Origin of the sequence: Pseudomonas sp. BIC9C (assembly GCF_034541995.1) — a bacterium.
In the GTDB taxonomy this organism is placed as follows: Bacteria; Pseudomonadota; Gammaproteobacteria; order Pseudomonadales; family Pseudomonadaceae; genus Aquipseudomonas; species Aquipseudomonas fluorescens_CC.
Map to the genome: position 1 here is coordinate 315724 of NZ_JAWDGM010000001.1, position 18551 is coordinate 334274.

The following is an 18551-nucleotide window of genomic DNA, read 5'->3' on the forward strand; positions in this document are numbered from 1 at the left end:
GCTCCCACAGGGTTTTGCATTGTTCGCAAAATTGCTGGACACCGCCAGTCACTGTGGGAGCGGACTTGCCCGCGAAGAGGCCCTCCCGGACGACATAGATTTCACCCCATGACCATCCCACTCCCCTGCTATCACTGCGCACTGCCCGTCCCGACCGGCAGTCGCTTCACCGCCGTCGTGCTCGGGGAGTCCCGCGAATTCTGCTGCCCGGGTTGCCAGGCCGTGGCCGAGGCCATTGTCGCCGGCGGCCTGGAAAGCTATTACCAGCATCGCAGAGAAGCCTCGGCCAACCCCGAGGCGCTGCCGGTGCAACTGGTGGACGAACTGGCGCTGTACGACCGCGCCGATGTGCAGCAGCCCTTTGTCCGCCACGATGGCGAACTCGCCGAAACCACGCTGTTGATGGAAGGCATCAGTTGTGCCGCCTGCGGCTGGCTGATCGAAAAACACCTGCGCACCTTGCCGGCCGTGGCCGAAGCGCGCCTGAACCTGTCCAACCATCGCCTGTACGTACGCTGGAGCGATGCGCAGTTACCGCTGAGCCAGGTCCTCAGCGAACTGCGCCAGATCGGTTACGCCGCACACCCGTATCAGGCCGACCGGGCCAGTGAACAACTGGCCAGCGAAAACCGCCTGGCCCTGCGCCAGCTCGGTGTGGCCGGGCTGCTGTGGTTCCAGGCGATGATGGCAACCATGGCCACCTGGCCTGAATTCAACATCGACCTCAGCCCTGAACTGCACACCATCCTGCGCTGGGTCGCCCTGTTCCTCACCACCCCGATCGTGTTCTACAGCTGCGCGCCGTTTTTCAAAGGCGCCATGCGCGATCTGCGTACCCGCCATCTGACCATGGACGTTTCCGTGTCGCTGGCCATCGGCAGCGCCTTCATTGCCGGGATCTGGACTTCGATCACCGGGGTCGGCGAACTGTATTTCGATGCCGTCGGCATGTTTGCCCTGTTCCTGCTGGCCGGGCGTTACCTGGAACGGCGCGCCCGCGAGCGCACGGCCGCCGCCACCGCACAGCTGGTGAATCTATTGCCCGCCTCGTGCCTGCGCTTGACGCCCGATGGCCAGAGCGAACGCATTCTGCTCAGTGAACTGCGTGTCGGCGACCAGGTGCTGGTTCATCCGGGCGCCATTCTTCCGGCTGACGGCAAGATCCTCGACGGTCAGTCGAGTGTCGACGAGTCGCTGCTGACTGGCGAATACCTGCCGCAACCACGCACCCGCGGCGATGCGGTCACCGCTGGCACCCTGAACGTCGAAGGCGCGCTGACCGTCGAGGTTCAGGCCCTGGGCCAGGACACTCGCCTCTCGGCCATCGTTCGCCTGCTCGATCGTGCCCAGGCCGAAAAGCCGCGACTGGCGGAAATCGCCGACCGCGCCGCGCAATGGTTCCTGCTGTTGTCGCTGATCGCTGCCGCCGCGATTGGCCTGCTGTGGTGGCAACTGGATGCCTCGCGAGCCTTCTGGATTGTGCTGGCGATGCTGGTGGCGACCTGCCCGTGCGCCCTGTCGCTGGCGACGCCGACCGCCCTCACCGCCGCCACCGGTACCTTGCACAAACTCGGCCTGCTGCTAACCCGCGGCCATGTGCTGGAAGGCCTGAACCAGATCGATACGGTGATTTTCGACAAGACCGGCACCCTCACCGAAGGACGCCTGGCATTGCGCTCGATCCGCCCGCTCGGCGCGCTCGACAGCGATCGATGCCTGAGCCTCGCCGCCGCCCTGGAAAACCGCTCCGAACATCCGATCGCCCGTGCGTTCGGACGCGCGCCACTGGCCGCCGAAGAAGTCCACAGCACGCCGGGCCTTGGCCTGGAGGGGCTGGTCGAGGGGCGCCGCCTGCGCATTGGCCAAGCGCGTTTCGTCTGCGAACTCAGCGGCGCCGGGGTGCCGTCGATACCCGAAGAAGCCGGCCAATGGCTGCTGCTCGGCGACAGCCAGGGACCGTTGGCCTGGCTCGTCCTCGATGATCGCTTGCGTGCCGATGCGCCCGCATTGCTGGCCGCGTGCAAGGCGCGTGGCTGGCGCACGCTGTTGTTGTCCGGTGACAGCTCGCCGATGGTCGCCAGCGTGGCGGCGCAACTCGGTATCGATGAAGCCCGCGGCGGTTTGCGTCCGGACGATAAACTGCAGGTCCTGCAACAACTGCACAAGGAAGGTCGCAAAGTATTGATGCTCGGTGACGGGGTCAATGACGTGCCGGTACTGGCGGCTGCGGATATCAGCGTCGCCATGGGCTCGGCCACCGACCTGGCGAAAACCAGTGCCGATGCCGTGTTGCTGTCCAACCGCCTCGACGCACTGGTGCAAGCCTTCAGCCTGGCGCGGCGCACCCGTCGGATCATTATCGAGAACCTGCTGTGGGCCGGGTTGTACAATGGCCTCATGTTGCCCTTCGCCGCCCTCGGCTGGATCACTCCGGTATGGGCTGCGGTGGGCATGTCGATCAGTTCGTTGACCGTGGTGTTGAACGCGCTGCGCCTGACTCGAATGCCGAGCGCGCCCGCCCTCTCCACCACGCCAGAAACCCGCCCGCTGCCGGCCTGAGCCGCGCGGGCATGGAGTCCAGATGCCAGCTCTTTACGTGATGATTCCCGCTGCGCTGCTGATCGTGGCCATCGCTGTCTATATCTTCTTCTGGGCGGTCGACAGCGGTCAGTACGATGACCTTGACGGCCCGGCCCACAGCATCCTGTTCGACGACCAGGACCCGAACCACACCGCCGCCGTCGATGAGGCCAGCGGCCAACCGGCCAAAGCGCAAGACAAGGCCCCGCCCCATGCTTGAGTTGGCGCCCCTGCTGGTGTCTGCGGTGATCCTCGGCTTGCTCGGCGGCGGCCATTGCCTGGGCATGTGCGGCGGCTTGATGGGCGCGCTGACCCTGGCGATCCCCAAGGAACAACGCACTCGCCGCTTTCGCCTGCTGCTGGCCTACAACCTGGGACGGATTCTGAGTTATGCCTGCGCCGGACTGCTGATCGGCCTGGCCGGATGGGCCGTGGCCAGCAGCCCGGCGGCGATGTTCATGCGCATCCTCGCCGGACTGCTGCTGGTCGCCATGGGCCTGTACCTGGCCGGCTGGTGGAGCGGCCTGACCCGTATCGAAAGCCTCGGTCGAGGCTTGTGGCGGCACATCCAGCCAGTCGCCAACCGGTTGCTGCCGGTATCGAGCGTGCCGCGTGCGCTGCTGTTGGGTGCGCTCTGGGGCTGGCTGCCGTGCGGCCTGGTCTACAGCACCTTGTTATGGTCGGCCAGTCAGGGCAACGCGCTGGACAGCGCATTGTTGATGCTCGCGTTCGGGCTCGGCACCTGGCCGGTGCTGCTGGCGACAGGCCTTGCCGCCGAGCGCATCACCGCACTGTTGCGCAAGCGCAGCGTACGGATGGCGGGTGGGATGCTGGTGATGTTGTTTGGTATCTGGACACTGCCGGGACCGCATCAGCACTGGTTGATGGGGCATTAGCCCGGCGGCGCGCCCATCGCGAGCAAGCTCGCTCCCACAGGTTTTGTGTGCACAGCGACTCCCTGTGGGAGCGAGCTTGCTCCGGGCGGCGTTCCGACGATGAGGCCCTCACAATCGACAAAGATTCTGACCTTGATGCAAATCAAGATCCCCCAACCCGCCCTCGCATAAAGTGGCCGACACTGCCAGCCTATCCGGGGGAATGCCCGCATGATGCTCGACGCCATTCGTTGGGACACCGATCTGATCCGCCGTTATGACCTGGCGGGACCGCGCTACACCTCGTACCCGACCGCCGTGCAATTCGACAGCCAGGTCGGCACCTTCGACCTGTTTCACGCCCTGCGCGACAGCCGCAAGGCCCAACGCCCGCTATCGCTGTACGTGCACGTGCCGTTCTGCGCGAACATTTGCTATTACTGCGCCTGCAACAAGGTCATCACCAAGGATCGCGGCCGGGCGCAGCCGTATTTGCAGCGCCTGGAACAGGAAATCCAGTTGATCGCCTGCCACCTCGACCCCACGCAGAAAGTCGAACAACTGCACTTCGGTGGCGGCACGCCGACCTTTCTCAGTCACGACGAACTGCGCCAATTGATGGCGCACTTGCGCAAACACTTCAATTTGCTGGACGACGACTCCGGCGACTACGGCATCGAGATAGACCCGCGCGAGGCCGACTGGTCGACCATGGGCCTGCTGCGCGAACTGGGCTTCAATCGGGTCAGCATCGGCCTGCAAGACCTCGACCCGGCGGTCCAGCGAGCGGTCAATCGCCTGCAAAGCCTGGAAGAAACCCGCGCAGTGATCGACGCCGCCCGCACCTTGCAGTTTCGCTCCATCAACATCGACCTGATCTACGGCCTGCCGAGACAGACGCCGGAGAACTTCGCCCGCACCGTCGAAGAGGTCATCCGCCTGCAACCGGACAGACTATCGGTGTTCAACTACGCCCACCTGCCGGAACGCTTCATGCCGCAGCGGCGCATCAACAGCGATGAACTGCCGACACCCGCGCAGAAACTGGAAATGTTGCAGCGCACCATTGAGCAACTGATTGCCGCCGGCTACCGCTACATCGGCATGGACCACTTCGCCCTGCCCGACGATGAGCTGGCGATTGCCCAGGAAGAATCGACCCTGCAACGCAATTTCCAGGGCTACACCACCCACGGTCACTGCGACTTGATCGGCCTCGGCGTCTCGGCAATCAGCCAGATCGGCGACCTTTACTGCCAGAACAGCAGCGACCTGAACCACTATCAGAACGCCCTTGCATCAATGCAGCTGGCCACCAGCCGCGGCCTGCTGTGCAATGCCGATGACCGGTTGCGGCGTGCAGTCATCCAGCAGTTGATCTGCCATTTCAGTCTCGAATACGCCGACATCGAACAGGCCTTCAACATCGATTTTCAAGGTTACTTCGGCGAACTCTGGCCCCAACTGCAAGACATGGCCAAAGACGGGCTGATCGAGCTCGATCGCGACAGAATCACCATCCTGCCCACCGGACGACTGTTGGTGCGCTCGGTGTGCATGGTGTTCGACGCGTATCTGGAACAACACAGTCGCCAGCGTTTTTCACGTGTAGTCTAATTCTGCAAGCAAACACCCCAGACTGGCCTCGATATCCTATGGTGAGTTACCCTTACGTCTTATGTGTGAATTCCCACAAGGATTGAAGAAATGTCCGAGCCAGTAAAACTGCGCGCTCATAATCAAGCCCATTGCAAGGATTGCAGCCTGGCCCCTCTTTGCCTGCCACTTTCGCTGAATCTGGAAGACATGGATGCACTGGACGAAATCGTCAAACGCGGCCGGCCGCTGAAAAAAGGCGAATTTCTGTTTCGCCAGGGCGATACCTTCGATTCTGTCTACGCAGTCCGTTCTGGCGCCCTCAAGACCTTCAGCCTGAGCGACACCGGTGAAGAACAGCTCACCGGTTTCCACTTGCCCAGCGAACTGGTCGGCCTGTCGGGCATGGACACCGAAAAGCACCCGGTGTCGGCACAAGCCCTGGAAACCACCTCGGTGTGTGAAATCCCCTTTGAACGCCTCGACGAACTGGCCCTGCAACTGCCGCAGTTGCGCCGTCAGTTGATGCGCGTGATGAGCCGCGAAATCCGTGACGATCAGCAGATGATGCTGCTGTTGTCGAAAAAGACCGCCGACGAACGCATCGCCACGTTCCTGGTCAACCTCTCGGCACGTTTTCGCGCCCGGGGCTTTTCCGCCAACCAGTTCCGCCTGAGCATGTCGCGTAACGAAATCGGCAACTACCTGGGCCTGGCGGTAGAAACCGTGTCCCGCGTCTTTACGCGCTTCCAGCAAAACGAACTGATCGCGGCAGAAGGCAAGGAAATCCGGATTATCGACCCGATCCAGCTGTGCGCCCTGGCCGGTGGCTCACTGGAAAGCTGAATCAAACCATTGCGGCTGAGCGAAACGGTTCAGCCGCCGTTATACTTCGTCGTTTGCAGCCCTGCCAGGATTCTCCGACTATGGCCTTCGACTCCTTCGACATCAAATCCCTTATCCGCCCTGTCATCGACTTCCCGAAACCGGGTGTGATCTTTCGCGACATCACCCCGCTGTTCCAGTCGCCCACGGCCCTGCGCCTGGTGATGGACAGCTTCGCTCACCGTTACGTCGAGGCTGACTTCACCCATATCGGCGCCATGGATGCCCGCGGTTTCCTGATCGGTTCGGTACTGGCCTATCAGTTGAACAAGCCGCTGGTGCTGTTCCGCAAGCAAGGCAAGCTGCCGGCTGACGTGCTGGCCGAGGGCTATGCGACCGAATACGGCGAAGCCTTCCTGGAAGTGCACGCCGACAGCCTGTGCGAGGGGGATTCGGTGGTGATGTTCGATGACCTGATCGCGACTGGCGGCACCCTGATTGCCGCCGCCAACCTGATCCGCCGCATGGGCGCCCGGGTGCATGAAGCGGCGGCGATTATCGATCTGCCGGAGCTGGGTGGCTCGCAGCGTCTGGAAGACATGGGTATTCCTACCTTCTGCCTGACGCAGTTTGCGTTGACTGACAAGTAATCTGGCGCCTGTACTGACGCCTTCGCGAGCAAGCCCGCTCCCACAGTGAATTGCATTCTTCCTGACAGTACGCGGTCAAGTGTGGGAGCGGGCTTGCTCGCGAATGGCGGCAGCGGCAACACCACTAAATTCAAGATCGGCTCAAAGCCCCATCTGCTTGCTGATGATCTCGTTCATCACTTCCCGCGTCCCGCCGCCAATCGACAGGATCCGGTTATCACGGTACAGCCGCTCCACCAGACTCTCGCGCATGTAACCCAGCCCACCGAGTATCTGCACCGCATCGGTCACGATCCGGTCTGCCGTATCCGTCGCAAAATTCTTGGCCATGGAAATTTCCTTGATCACACTCTTTCCCGCCGCCATTTTCGCGGCCTGGCGGTAAGTGAATTCCCGGGACACTTCCAGCGCGGTCGCCATCTCGGCGAGGCGGTGCTTGATCACCTGAAACTTGCCGATCGGTTTGCCAAAGGCTTCGCGCTGGCGCGCCCACTTCAGGCTCTCCTCCAGCGCCAGCTGTGCAGTCATGTTGGCCATCAACGCCAGGGCCAGGCGCTCGCTCTGGAAATTACCCATGATGCAGGCAAAGCCCATGTTCTCGACGCCGATCAGATTGCCTGCAGGAACCCGGCAATCATCGAAGAACAGTTCAGCCGTGTCTGACGCCCACCAGCCCATTTTCTTCAGTTGCCGTCCTACGGTGAAACCGGGCGTGCCTTTCTCGATCAGCAACAGGCTAATGCCAGCGAAACCTGACTCGCCCGTGCGCACCGCGACGGTATAAAAATCCGCGCGCACGCCGCTGGTGATAAAGGTCTTGCTGCCACTGACCCGGTAGAAATCGCCGTCGCGCACGGCACGGGTTTGCAGGTTGGCTACGTCGGAGCCGCCACCGGGCTCGGTGATGGCCAGGGCGCTGATCTTCTCGCCCGACAGTACCTGCGGCAGCACACGATCGCGTACTTCGGGCCGGGCCCACTTGAGAACAGGCGGCAAGCCGATATCCAGTGAGCCCAGGCCGGCAACCAAGCCGCCTGAGCCGCAGCGCATCAACTCTTCACTGGCGGCCACCTTGGCGAACAGACCCCTTCGTGGCTGCCTCCGTAAACCTCCGGGTACCCGATACCGAGAATCCCCGCCGCGCCGGCCTTGAGGTAAAGCTCGCGAGGAAAGCTTTCGGCTTCTTCCCACTGCTCGATATCAGGAAGAATCTCGCGCTCGACGAAACGTCTGACGCTGTCACGGACCAATTGGTGGCTGGGGTCGAAGTATTCCTGAAAGGCAGGCATCGGCGAGCTCCACTGAAGGGGTCAGTGAAGTTAACCGAGCGCTTGCTTGGTTTTCAACAGGATTGTGTGAATCAGTGAAACCGAGGCGCGCCCTTCGCGAGCAAGCCCGCTCCCACAGGGGATTGCGGCGTACACAAAACCAATGTGGGAGCGGGCTTGCTCGCGAAGGCGTCAGAAAAGACACCACAAAACTCAGAGCGAAATCGGCTTGCGCCCGGCAAACGAATGCGCCAGCGTGCCGCCATCGACCAGTTCCAGCTCACCACCGAGCGGCACGCCATGGGCGATACGCGAGGCGATCAGGCCTTTGCTGCTGAGCAATTGGGCGATGTAATGCGCGGTGGCTTCACCTTCCACGGTCGGGTTGGTGGCCAGGATGACTTCGGTGAAAGTGCCGGCCTCTTCGATCCGTGCCATCAATTGCGGAATGCCGATGGCTTCCGGCCCCAAGCCGTCGAGCGGCGACAGATGGCCCTTGAGCACGAAATAGCGTCCGCGAAAACCGGTCTGCTCCACGGCATAGACGTCCATCGGGCCTTCCACCACGCAGAGCAAGGTGTCGTCGCGACGGGTATCGGCGCATTGCGGGCACAGATCATCTTCAGTCAGCGTACGGCACAAGCGGCAGTGACCGACCCCTTCCATGGCCTGGCTCAGGGCCAGCGCCAGTCGTGAGCCGCCGCTGCGGTCACGTTCGAGCAACTGCAACGCCATGCGCTGGGCGGTTTTCTGACCCACGCCTGGCAAAATTCGCAGGGCGTCGATCAGTTGGCGAATCAAAGGGCTGAAGCTCATGGTGGAAAAGTCCGACAAAACAACGAGACGCGGTTTATACCCGCGCCTCGGTTGAGCGTCAAATTGCAGCGTCAATAACTCAGTCCCGGGAAACCCGAACCACCAGTTTGCCGAAGTTGCGCCCTTCCAGCATGCCGATGAACGCGTCGGGCGCCTGCTCCAGGCCATCGACCACGTCTTCACGGAATTTCACCTTGCCATCGCGCACCCAGGGCGCCATGGCACTGAGGAATTCCGGCTGGCGATCACTATAGTCATCGAACACGATGAAGCCCTGGATGCGTACCCGCTTGGTCAACAAGGTGCGCTGCAGCAGTGGCAGGCGATCCGGCCCGCTCGGCGCTTCATAGGCGTTATAGGAAGCAATCAGGCCGCAGAGTGGAATCCGCGCCTTGGGATTGAGCAACGGCACCACGGCGTCGAACACTTTGCCGCCGACGTTTTCATAATAAATGTCGATGCCTTTGGGACAGGCGTGTACCAGTTCTTCAGCAAAGTCGGGGCTCTTGTGGTCGATGCAGGCGTCGAAGCCCAATTCGTCGACCACATACCGGCACTTGTCCGCGCCGCCGGCCACGCCGACCACACGCAGCCCCTTGATCTTCGCCACCTGGCCGACCACCGAGCCCACCGCGCCGGACGCCGCTGCAACCACCAGGGTCTCGCCGGCCTTGGGCTGGCCGATGTCCATCAGGCCCATGTACGCGGTCATCCCTGGCATGCCCAGCACTCCAAGGGCCATCGACGCACTTGGCAATCCCGACGGCACCGGAATGATGCTGCGTCCGTCATTGATGCTGTGGCTTTGCCAACCGGTGGCACCGACCACCAGATCACCTTCCTGAAACTTCGGATTGAGCGATCGCTCGACCCGGCTCACAGCGCCCCCGGTCATGACTTCGCCGATTTCCACCGGTGCAGCGTAGGAAGGTGCGTCACTCATTCGTCCGCGCATGTAGGGATCCAGCGACAGGAAAACGGTCTTGAGCAGCACCTGACCGTCGGCCAGTTCCGGCAGCGCCACCCGCTCCATGCGGAAGTTTTCCGGCGTCGGCGCGCCGACCGGGCGAGAAGCCAGGACAATGCGTTGATTGAGGATCATGGGGTCGGACATGGCAGCGTCTCCTGTGATCGATGAGGTTCGGTGATATAGGGAGCAGACCTTTGTGGTGGTACGGCGTTCGATGTTTATTCAGCAAGACCGAGGTGACTTCTTCGCGAGCAAGCCCGCTCCCACATTTGGAATGCAATCCCCTGTGGGAGCGGGCTTGCTCGCGAAAGCGGCTTCACATACATACATACATACCTGACAGCCAGAAACAAAAATGCCAGGCGCAATGCCTGGCATTTTTGTAGCTCATCTGCCGCCTGAAGGCGAATCAGAATGGCAGTTTCATGCCCGGCGGCAGTTGCATGCCGGCTGTCATGCTGCCCATTTTTTCCTGGCTGTTGGCTTCGATCTTGCGCACGGCGTCGTTGACGGCGGCCGCGACGACCGCTTCCAGCATTTCCTTGTCGTCCTCGCTCAGGCCTTCAACCAGGCTTGGGTCGATGGTGACGCTCTTGACGTCATGGCGACCGGTCATCACCACGGTGACCATATCGCCACCGGCCTTACCGGTGACTTCGGCGTTGGCCAGTTCTTCCTGCATCTTGGCCATTTTTTCCTGCATCTGCTGCGCCTGCTTCATCAGGCCGGCCATGCCACCTTTCATCATGGTAATCACCTCAAAAGTACTTGGATCAAAACAGCGCCCGGCCCATGCGGCCGAGCACCTTCAGTTATTAGCCCTGAGTGACCAGGGCATCGACAGGCTCAATAGTATCGTTACGGATCACCGCACCGAACTGCTGCATCATTTGCTGGATGAACGGATCACCGTGAATCGATTCCTCCGCCTCGCGCTGACGGTCGGCGCGGCGGCGCGAAGCCGCCTGTGCCGGGGTTTCCTGCTCGGGCTTGATCAGCTCGATGCTCAGGGTCAGCGTACGCTGGTGATACTGGTTCAGCGCATCGTTGAGGCGACGCTGCTGAGTGGCGTTGAACAAGGCACTGTGGGCTGGGTCCAGGTGCATCAGCCAATTGTCGCCATCCACCGCGATCAGCGTACAGTTGGCGGCGATACTGCCGGTCATGCCGGAAATCGGCAATTTCGGGAACAGCTCCAGCCATTGCAGGGCCAGACCGGTGGCCGGCATTGCCGCGGGCTCAGGCTCGGGCTCCGGAGCCGGGTCAGCAGCATGCTCGCTGGCCAATTCGTCGAGGTAACTGTAGGCCGAATCCATGTCCGGTTCGATGTAATCCTCGTCCAGCGGCGGCTCGTCATCCAGGTCCATACCCGGCGTCGCGGCATCGACGTCGGCCACCGTGGGTTCCGGGATCGGCGCGGCAGCCCACTCCGGGGCGTCCGGCACCACGCTGTCCGGCGTCGGCAACGGCATCGGCATCGGCATCGGTATCGGCGGTAATTCGGGTTGTTCGCTGGCGGTTTCCAGCACCGGCTCCGCCGCCGGTTGCTGAACGGGCGCGGGCTCGACCGGATCATTCCATGGCAGGTCGACAACCTCTTCGACCACCACCGCGTCAACTACAGGCGCAGGAACAGGAACAGGAACAGGTGCAGGCTCTGGCACAACGACCTGCGCTACCGGTTCCGGTTCCGGTTCCGCCACTGGCGCAGCCGCTATCGGTGCAACGGCCGCAGCGACTACCGGCGCGGCAGCCACTGAATTTGCGGAATCAACTGTGGCCTGGCTGATCCCCACTGGCTTTAGCGGTTGCCTCGGGGCATCCGCGGTGTCTGCAGGCCGGAACGCCAGCATCCGCAGCAACACCATTTCAAAACCACCCCGGGGATCCGGCGCCAGCGGCAAATCGCGGCGGCCGATCAGGCCCATCTGGTAGTAGAACTGCACGTCTTCGGCCGGCAACGCCTGGGCCAGTGCCAGCACGCGATCACGGTCGCCATGACCGTTATCGACACCTTCCGGCAACGCCTGGGCGATGGCAACGCGGTGCAGCACATTGAGGATTTCCGACAGCACACCGTTCCAGTCCGGACCCTGTTCGGCCAGGTGGCGGACGGCTTCGAGCAACGCCTTGGCATCGCCTTCGATCAGCGCATGCAGGACGTCGTAGACCTGCCCGTGATCGAGTGTCCCGAGCATCGCCCGCACGTCGGCGGCCAAAACCTTGCCTTCACCGAAGGCAATGGCCTGATCGGTCAGACTCATGGCATCACGCATCGACCCGTCGGCAGCACGGCCCAGCAACCACAGCGCATCATCTTCGAACGGCACATTCTCGGCACCCAGCACGTGGGTCAAGTGCTCGACAACGCGTTCCGGCGTCATGTTCTTCAGGGAGAACTGCAGGCATCGCGACAGAATCGTTGCCGGAAGTTTCTGCGGGTCAGTGGTCGCCAGGATGAACTTGACGTAGGGTGGCGGTTCCTCAAGGGTTTTGAGCAGCGCGTTGAACGAATGGCTGGAGAGCATGTGCACTTCGTCGATCAGGTAGACCTTGAAGCGCCCGCGACTCGGGGCGTACTGCACGTTGTCGAGCAATTCGCGGGTGTCTTCGACCTTGGTGCGGCTCGCGGCGTCGATCTCGATCAGGTCGACAAAGCGGCCCTCGTCGATTTCGCGGCACACCGAGCATTCACCGCAGGGCGAAGAAGTGATACCCGTTTCACAGTTCAGGCATTTGGCAATGATCCGCGCGATGGTGGTCTTGCCGACCCCACGGGTACCGGTAAAGAGGTAGGCGTGGTGCAGCCGCTGGCTGTCCAAGGCATTGATCAGAGCCTTGAGCACATGGGTCTGGCCGACCATTTCGCGGAACGAGCGCGGACGCCATTTACGTGCAAGAACCTGATAACTCATCGAAAACCGTCGCAGCGAAGGAAGCAGAAGCGGCTAATGCTAGCGGAGCAAGGCACAAATTGCATCCGGTGCGCTCGTGTATTCTGGCCAAGCTGCACATCGGGGGCTTTTAACGGAGTGTTTATGAGGCTGGCCTTGGGGGCATTGCTGCTGATCAGCCTGGACGGAGCGGCCGCGCCAGCACCGCTGCGCTTCGTGATAAGCGACAGCTGGACCATGCCCATGGTGCAATTTGAACGGGGCAAACCGACCCAGGGCATCCTCTATGACGTGATGCTCAGTCTCGCGACCCAGGTCGGCTTACCGGCCGAATTCCATGTATTGCCCCGCGGGCGAGTGCAAAGTGCCATGGAGCAAGGCGAGGTCGATGTCCGCTGTTATGCCGCACAATCGTGGCTGCCCCGGCAGTCCGGCGACTACATCTGGAGCATCCCGCTCTTTACCCAGCCCGACCTGTTGGTCGCCCGGCATGTGCAGCCCGACGCCGTGAACCCGGCGGATTTGCCCTACCAGTCCATCGGCACCGTGCTGAGCTACAGCTACCCGACCCTGCAACCGCTGTTCGACACCGACCGGTTGCATCGCGACGACGCACGCAGCCAGGAACAGGTGCTGGAAAAACTCCTCGCCGGCCGCAACCGCTATGCCGTCAGCAATCGATGGAGCCTGGACTGGTTCAATCAGCGCCTGCTGCCGGAGCGACAACTGCACAGCGTGGCGGTGCTGCAGGAGCAGAACGTCGGCTGCTACGTACGCAATGACCCGCAAGTGCCGGTGGAGCGCATTCTGCGCACCCTGGTGCGGATGAAGATGTCCGGGGAGATCGATGCGACTGTTCGGTTGTATATCGGTGGCGAGCCTGCGGCTGTGGATAAATCGGAAACGACAAAAAACCGCCCTGGACAAGATCCTGGCAGCTAGCAAAAGGGTATTTTCAGAAAGATAACGCGAGAGAACACTCGCGTGGCGTTAAGGTGGTAACCCCACCAGCCACACCCCGGCACACAATGTCACCGCTGCGGCTGCTCCCTTCCAGGCCTGACCGGGTTCACGGCTGATCGTTGCGGGGGGACCGATGGGGTCACCATAACGACGCTCACCTGACGGCGAGCCGCGCCATTGTACCTATCTGAGGCGAAGTTACAACCGTTGGTTTCGGATTAAAAATATGAGGGGGTTCAAGCACTTGCTATTGCACCTGCAGCACCTCATCCGCCCTGCCGCCCTCCTGCTGAATCACCAGGTGGATAAAGTGCAGCCTGGCAATCACCGCAGGCGGCAGGACGAACGGATAGAAATCCGGCTGCCCCATGCTGCGCGATAGCTCATTGAGCATGCCCGCCAGCTCGATCCACGCGTTGACGAACGACAGAAAAGCCGCACCACCGGGATGCTGCGGATCGAAGAGGGTTTCAGGCGGAAACGGCTGATAGTCGAAATCCATGTCCCGGGCGCTCATGCCAAAGCCCAGCGCGGTGTCCAAGGCGTCCATCATGTGCAGGTAATGCGCCCAGGTTTCCGCCCAGTCTTCCCACGGGTGCATGGTCGCGTAGGCGCTGACGTAGTGCTGCTGCCAGTCGAGCGGCGCCCCCTGCCGATAATGTCGCTCAAGGGCTTCGGCATAGCTGGCGCGCTCATCGCCGAACAACCGGCGAAAGGGTTCCAGCCAATGGCTGCTGGCGATCAAGCGGTCCCAGTAGTAATGCCCGACTTCGTGGCGAAAATGTCCGAGCAGCGTGCGATAGGGTTCGTGCAATTGCGCCCGCACCTGCTCGCGGTGCGCGTCGTCGGCTTCCTTGATATCGAGGGTGATCAGGCCATTGGCATGTCCGGTGGTGGGCGGTTTGCCTTCGAGGTCCATGCCGATGAAATCGAAGGCAAGGCCGGTCTCTTCATCGACTGTCCTGGGAATCACCTGCAACCCCAGGCTGACCAGTTGCGCGACCAGACGCCGCTTGGCGGTTTCCACCTTGCGCCAGCGCTCATGGTTGTCGGCTATCGACAGATCGGGAATGGTGCGGTTGAGGCTGCAGGCAACGCACAAGACCTCATGGTCATTGGCAGGCAGCAACCAATTACAGGCCGCCGGGGAATCGAGGTTGGCGCAACGTCGAAACAGGCCAGTCTCCGGATCGACATCAAGCAGCCAGGTGCCCGCTTGCACACCCGGCTGCAGCGAGGACAAGCGACTCTGCTCCGGCTGATAACCCAACGCCGCCGAACAGGCCAGGCACTGACTGTTGCGAAAAAACAACGACTGCCCGCAACGACAGGGCCAGACCTTGCCGTTGCGCGAACTTTCGCCCATGAACGGCGCGGCGATGCGCGAGCTGAGCTGTTCGAAGAAAGGGTACATGGCGATCTCTCCCTGGGCTTGCCAAGACTAGATCATTCCCTAGAGGTGATCGTTCCCGTTTTCTGCGGGCTGTTGAAATCGTCTTCGCGAGCAAGTGGATCGCCGCACCGCCGCTCCCACAGAGGAATGCGGTCTAATGTGGGAGCGGCGGTGCGCGATCCGACTTGCTCGCGAAGGCTTCACACCGAAATATCGTGTTTGCGCAGAAACTCGACAAACGCCTCTTCATCCAGCACCTTCAACCCCAGCTCATTGGCCTTGGTCAACTTGGAGCCCGCGCCGGGCCCAGCCACCACGCAATGGGTCTTGGCCGACACGGAGCCGGCGACCTTGGCCCCCAGGCTTTCGAGCTTGTCCTTGGCCACATCGCGGCTCATCAGCTCCAGGGAGCCGGTCAGCACCCAGGTCTGCCCGGCCAGCGGCAAGCCTTCGACGACCTTCTTCTCGCTCTGCCAGTGCATGCCGAAATCGACCAGTTGCTTCTCGGCCGCTTCGGCCAATTGGCGATTTTCTTCGAGCGCAAAGAACTCGCGCACCGAATTGGCTTGTTTCTCCGGTAGCGCCTGACGCATATCGAGCCAGTCAGCACCGATCACCGCCTGCAGCGAACCGAATTTGTCCGCCAGCTTCTGTGCCCCACCCGGCCCTACCGACGGAATGTGCAGTTTGTCGAGGAAACCGCCCAACGTCGTACTTGCGGCAAACTCGGCGCCCAACTCACCCTGATCCTGAATCTGCAAACCATGCTTGAGCAGTTCAGCGATCACCTGCTGGTTGTGCGCGTCCTCGAAGAAGCTGTGGATCTCGTGCGCGACTTCCAGCCCGACGTCCGGCAAGTACGTCAGCACTTGCGGCAAGGCCTGCTGCACCCGCTCCAGCGAACCCAGGGAACGGGCCAGCACCTTGGCGGTCTCCTCGCCGACATCGGGAATGCCGAGGGCGTAGATGAACCGCGCCAGGCCCGGCTTCTTGCTGTCTTCGATGGCGCCGAGCAGGTTCTTGCTCGACAGTTCGGCAAAGCCTTCCAGATCGACGATCTGCTCGAACGTCAGGGCATACAGATCGGCCGGCGAACTCACCAGGCCTTCGTCCACCAGTTGCTCGACACTCTTCTCACCCAGGCCCTCGATATCCATCGCGCGACGGGACACGAAGTGAATGATTGCCTGCTTGAGTTGCGCGCCACAGGCCAGGCGGCCGACGCAGCGATACACCGCGCCTTCGCTGACCGTCTCGCGACCCTTGCTGCGCTTGATCAGTTGCGTGCGCTCGACATGGGAACCACACACCGGGCACTGCTCGGGAATCTGCACCGGCCGGGCGTTTTCCGGACGACGCTCAATGACCACTTGCACCACTTGCGGAATCACGTCACCCGCACGGCGAATGATCACCGTGTCACCGATCATCAGGCCCAGGCGCGCCACTTCATCCATGTTGTGCAACGTGGCGTTGGCCACCGTGACACCGGCGACCTTGACCGGCTTCAGGCGCGCCACCGGCGTCACCGCACCGGTGCGGCCGACCTGGAATTCCACATCGAGCAGTTCGGTGAGCTCTTCCATCGCCGGGAATTTGTGGGCGATGGCCCAACGCGGCTCACGGGCGCGAAAACCCAGTTCGCGCTGGGAGGCAATGCTGTTGACCTTGAACACCACGCCGTCAATTTCATAGGGCAGTGCGCTGCGCCGCTCACCGATGTCGCGGTAGTAATCCAGGCATTCGGCGATACCCTGCGCCAGTTTCAGCTCATGACTGATCGGCATGCCCCAGGCCTGGAGTTGCTGCAAATTGCCGACGTGCGTGTCGGCAATGTCCGCCGACACCTGGCCGATGCCATAGCAGCAGAACTCCAGCGGACGATTGGCGGTGATCTTCGAGTCCAGCTGCCGCAAACTGCCGGCCGCCGCGTTGCGCGGGTTGGCGAAGGTCTTGCCGCCGACTTCCAGCTGCGTGGCGTTGAGCCGCTCGAAACCGGCCTTGGACATGAACACTTCGCCGCGCACTTCCAGGGTCGCCGGCCAGCCGGTACCGTGCAGCTTGAGCGGAATGTTGCGTACCGTGCGCACGTTGACACTGATGTCTTCGCCCGTCGTGCCATCGCCGCGGGTCGCGCCGCGCACCAGGATGCCATCCTGATACAACAGGCTGACGGCCAGGCCATCGAGCTTGGGTTCACAGCTATATTCAACGGTTGCGCCGCCACCGAACAGGTCGCCCGCCGGCAAATCCAGGCCTTCGGTCACCCGACGGTCGAACTCACGCATGTCGGTTTCTTCGAAGGCGTTACCGAGGCTGAGCATTGGCACTTCGTGACGCACCTGGGTAAACGCCGACAGCGCCGCGCTGCCCACTCGCTGTGTGGGCGAGTCGCTGGTGATCAGTTCGGGATTGGCCGCTTCCAGCGCCTTGAGCTCGTTGAACAAGCGGTCGTATTCGGCGTCCGGAATGCTCGGCTCGTCGAGCACGTGGTAACGATAGTTGTGCTGATCCAGCTCAGCGCGCAGCTCTAAAATACGGTTCTTGGCGGCGGTCATGGGTGTTCTCTCATAAAGCAAAAGAGCAGCCGAGGCTGCTCAATTTTCTAAATCACAGTAGCTCAAGGCTATGGACATTGTGGTGAGGGAGCTTGCTCCCGCTCGGCGGCGTAGCCGTCGTAAATCCTGCAATCGCGCTGAACCTGACACAACGAGGGGGATGGTTTTGGGGCTGCTTCGCCCGAGCGCGGACCGGCCCAGCGGGAGCAAGCTCCCTCGCCACAACAGCCCCCCCCTCAAACCTTTCGAATCAGCGTTTCTGGGTCAGGGCGCGGCGCTCAAATTCCACGATGCGCTGACGATAGTGCTCGATCGTCTGGGCAGTCAGTACGCTGCGCTGGTCGTCCTTCAGTTCGCCGTTGAGCTCCTGGGACAGTTTACGCGCCGCGGCCACCATCACGTCGAAGGCTTGCTTCGGATGGCGAGGGACTGGCAGCCCCAGGAAGAAGATCACCGCCGGGGTGCTGAAGTGGTCGATGTCGTCCAGGTCGAATACGCCGGGCTTGACGGCGTTGGCCATGGAGAACAGGACTTCACCGTTGCCCGCCATGCTTTCGTGACGGTGGAAAATATCCATCTCACCGAAACGCAGACCGCTTTCCAGAATGTTCTGCAACAGCGCCGGGCCCTTGAAACCGGCAGGGTCGCGGCAGATCACGCTGATCACCAGCACTTCTTCAGCTTGCGGCTGATCCTTGTCGCCGACCGATGGCGAGGATTTGGTTTCGGCCGGGAAATCGTCGTCGCGGCTACTGAAACTCGGGCCGCCGTCCAGATCCAGGCTGAGGTTCATGTCACCCTGGGAAGGCTCGCTGTGGCTACGCTTGCCGCGCTTGGAACCCGACTCGCGAGGCTCCCGGGCCGGCATGCTCACCGACGGCAGGTCCTGCTCGTCCAGTTGCGGCTCTTTATGGGTGTCCAGCACGCGCGGCGGGCCCAGCAGCTCGGCGCTGCTGTCCTCGTCCGGCAGGTTGGACAGATTTCGATCAAGACGGAACTTCAGTTTTCCCTTGCCGCCGCGCATACGGCGCCAGCCATCGAAAAGAATACCGGCAATGACAATGATGCCGATGACGATCAGCCACTCGCGCAGACCGATTTCCATGTAATCCCGTGCCTCTATGAAAAATGCTGAAAAATAAGGGGTTTACAACCTGTAAACC

The 18551-nt window shown here is 61.8% G+C and carries 14 protein-coding genes, 1 other RNA gene and 1 pseudogene; 7 read left to right on the forward strand and 9 right to left on the reverse strand.

The features are described 5' to 3' along the window. Positions 1-108: 108 nt before the first annotated feature. From RS887_RS01520 to RS887_RS01545, 6 genes are all read left to right on the forward strand, one after another. Entirely contained in the window at positions 109-2559 is a 2451-nt protein-coding gene (locus RS887_RS01520) for a heavy metal translocating P-type ATPase (protein WP_322614130.1), read from the forward strand. A gap of 22 nt (positions 2560-2581) precedes the next feature. Then, on the forward strand, positions 2582-2800 hold the full coding sequence (gene ccoS, locus RS887_RS01525; protein WP_322614131.1) for a cbb3-type cytochrome oxidase assembly protein CcoS: 219 nt from the start codon (positions 2582-2584) through the stop codon (positions 2798-2800). Further along, positions 2793-3476, forward strand: a complete 684-nt coding sequence (locus RS887_RS01530) for a sulfite exporter TauE/SafE family protein (RefSeq protein ID WP_322614132.1) — start codon at positions 2793-2795, stop codon at positions 3474-3476. Before ccoS ends, RS887_RS01530 begins: the two co-directional genes overlap by 8 nt. A 213-nt stretch (positions 3477-3689) precedes the next feature. Further along, positions 3690-5072 (forward strand): oxygen-independent coproporphyrinogen III oxidase, encoded by a 1383-nt coding sequence (gene hemN / locus RS887_RS01535; RefSeq protein ID WP_322615244.1) that lies wholly within the window; start codon positions 3690-3692, stop codon positions 5070-5072. Between the two features lie 90 nt (positions 5073-5162). Then, positions 5163-5897, forward strand: coding sequence for a fumarate/nitrate reduction transcriptional regulator Fnr (gene fnr / locus RS887_RS01540; protein WP_007995802.1), 735 nt, complete (start codon positions 5163-5165; stop codon positions 5895-5897). An 80-nt stretch (positions 5898-5977) separates the two neighbouring features. Then, on the forward strand, positions 5978-6526 hold the full coding sequence (locus RS887_RS01545; protein ID WP_007985920.1) for an adenine phosphoribosyltransferase: 549 nt from the start codon (positions 5978-5980) through the stop codon (positions 6524-6526). Positions 6527-6667: 141 nt separating this feature from the next. Here RS887_RS01545 and RS887_RS01550 read toward each other — a convergent pair. From RS887_RS01550 to dnaX, 5 genes and pseudogenes are all read right to left on the reverse strand, one after another. Beyond that, a pseudogene (locus tag RS887_RS01550) lies at positions 6668-7815 on the reverse strand (acyl-CoA dehydrogenase family protein). 192 nt (positions 7816-8007) lie between these two features. Next, positions 8008-8610: a recombination mediator RecR gene (recR, locus tag RS887_RS01555; protein WP_057715679.1), complete on the reverse strand. Its 603-nt coding sequence runs from the start codon at positions 8608-8610 to the stop codon at positions 8008-8010. 79 nt (positions 8611-8689) lie between these two features. Then, positions 8690-9724 (reverse strand): NADP-dependent oxidoreductase, encoded by a 1035-nt coding sequence (locus tag RS887_RS01560; protein WP_322614133.1) that lies wholly within the window; start codon positions 9722-9724, stop codon positions 8690-8692. 265 nt (positions 9725-9989) lie between these two features. Next, entirely contained in the window at positions 9990-10328 is a 339-nt protein-coding gene (locus RS887_RS01565) for a YbaB/EbfC family nucleoid-associated protein (protein ID WP_007985911.1), read from the reverse strand. A 67-nt stretch (positions 10329-10395) separates the two neighbouring features. Next, complete coding sequence (gene dnaX, locus RS887_RS01570; protein ID WP_322614134.1) at positions 10396-12495, reverse strand: DNA polymerase III subunit gamma/tau; 2100 nt, start codon at positions 12493-12495, stop codon at positions 10396-10398. Between the two features lie 123 nt (positions 12496-12618). Between dnaX and RS887_RS01575 the strand changes: the two genes are divergently transcribed. After that, positions 12619-13416 carry a transporter substrate-binding domain-containing protein gene (locus tag RS887_RS01575; RefSeq protein ID WP_322614135.1) on the forward strand — a complete coding sequence of 266 codons (798 nt, stop codon included), beginning with the start codon at positions 12619-12621 and terminating at the stop codon, positions 13414-13416. Positions 13417-13476: 60 nt separating this feature from the next. Here the strand turns inward: RS887_RS01575 and ffs are convergent. The 4 genes from ffs to zipA all read right to left on the reverse strand — a co-directional run bounded on the left by ffs (position 13477) and on the right by zipA (position 18493). Further along, an RNA gene (ffs, locus tag RS887_RS01580) (signal recognition particle sRNA small type) lies at positions 13477-13573 on the reverse strand. Between the two features lie 111 nt (positions 13574-13684). Beyond that, on the reverse strand, positions 13685-14851 hold the full coding sequence (locus RS887_RS01585) for a zinc-binding metallopeptidase family protein (RefSeq protein WP_322614136.1): 1167 nt from the start codon (positions 14849-14851) through the stop codon (positions 13685-13687). A gap of 179 nt (positions 14852-15030) precedes the next feature. Next, positions 15031-17388 carry an NAD-dependent DNA ligase LigA gene (gene ligA / locus RS887_RS01590; protein WP_322614137.1) on the reverse strand — a complete coding sequence of 786 codons (2358 nt, stop codon included), beginning with the start codon at positions 17386-17388 and terminating at the stop codon, positions 15031-15033. A gap of 250 nt (positions 17389-17638) precedes the next feature. After that, positions 17639-18493: a cell division protein ZipA gene (gene zipA, locus RS887_RS01595; RefSeq protein ID WP_322614138.1), complete on the reverse strand. Its 855-nt coding sequence runs from the start codon at positions 18491-18493 to the stop codon at positions 17639-17641. Between the last annotated feature and the right edge of the window lie 58 nt (positions 18494-18551).

What these genes read in the sequence shown, in the direction of transcription:
- RS887_RS01520 (WP_322614130.1), top strand. Translation starts at nt 109, where the DNA reads ATGACCATCCCACTCCCCTGCTATCACTGCGCACTGCCCGTCCCGACC.
- ccoS (WP_322614131.1), top strand. Translation starts at nt 2,582, where the DNA reads ATGCCAGCTCTTTACGTGATGATTCCCGCTGCGCTGCTGATCGTGGCC.
- RS887_RS01530 (WP_322614132.1), top strand. Translation starts at nt 2,793, where the DNA reads ATGCTTGAGTTGGCGCCCCTGCTGGTGTCTGCGGTGATCCTCGGCTTG.
- hemN (WP_322615244.1), top strand. Translation starts at nt 3,690, where the DNA reads ATGCTCGACGCCATTCGTTGGGACACCGATCTGATCCGCCGTTATGAC.
- fnr (WP_007995802.1), top strand. Translation starts at nt 5,163, where the DNA reads ATGTCCGAGCCAGTAAAACTGCGCGCTCATAATCAAGCCCATTGCAAG.
- RS887_RS01545 (WP_007985920.1), top strand. Translation starts at nt 5,978, where the DNA reads ATGGCCTTCGACTCCTTCGACATCAAATCCCTTATCCGCCCTGTCATC.
- recR (WP_057715679.1), bottom strand. Translation starts at nt 8,610, where the DNA reads ATGAGCTTCAGCCCTTTGATTCGCCAACTGATCGACGCCCTGCGAATT.
- RS887_RS01560 (WP_322614133.1), bottom strand. Translation starts at nt 9,724, where the DNA reads ATGTCCGACCCCATGATCCTCAATCAACGCATTGTCCTGGCTTCTCGC.
- RS887_RS01565 (WP_007985911.1), bottom strand. Translation starts at nt 10,328, where the DNA reads ATGATGAAAGGTGGCATGGCCGGCCTGATGAAGCAGGCGCAGCAGATG.
- dnaX (WP_322614134.1), bottom strand. Translation starts at nt 12,495, where the DNA reads ATGAGTTATCAGGTTCTTGCACGTAAATGGCGTCCGCGCTCGTTCCGC.
- RS887_RS01575 (WP_322614135.1), top strand. Translation starts at nt 12,619, where the DNA reads ATGAGGCTGGCCTTGGGGGCATTGCTGCTGATCAGCCTGGACGGAGCG.
- RS887_RS01585 (WP_322614136.1), bottom strand. Translation starts at nt 14,851, where the DNA reads ATGTACCCTTTCTTCGAACAGCTCAGCTCGCGCATCGCCGCGCCGTTC.
- ligA (WP_322614137.1), bottom strand. Translation starts at nt 17,388, where the DNA reads ATGACCGCCGCCAAGAACCGTATTTTAGAGCTGCGCGCTGAGCTGGAT.
- zipA (WP_322614138.1), bottom strand. Translation starts at nt 18,493, where the DNA reads ATGGAAATCGGTCTGCGCGAGTGGCTGATCGTCATCGGCATCATTGTC.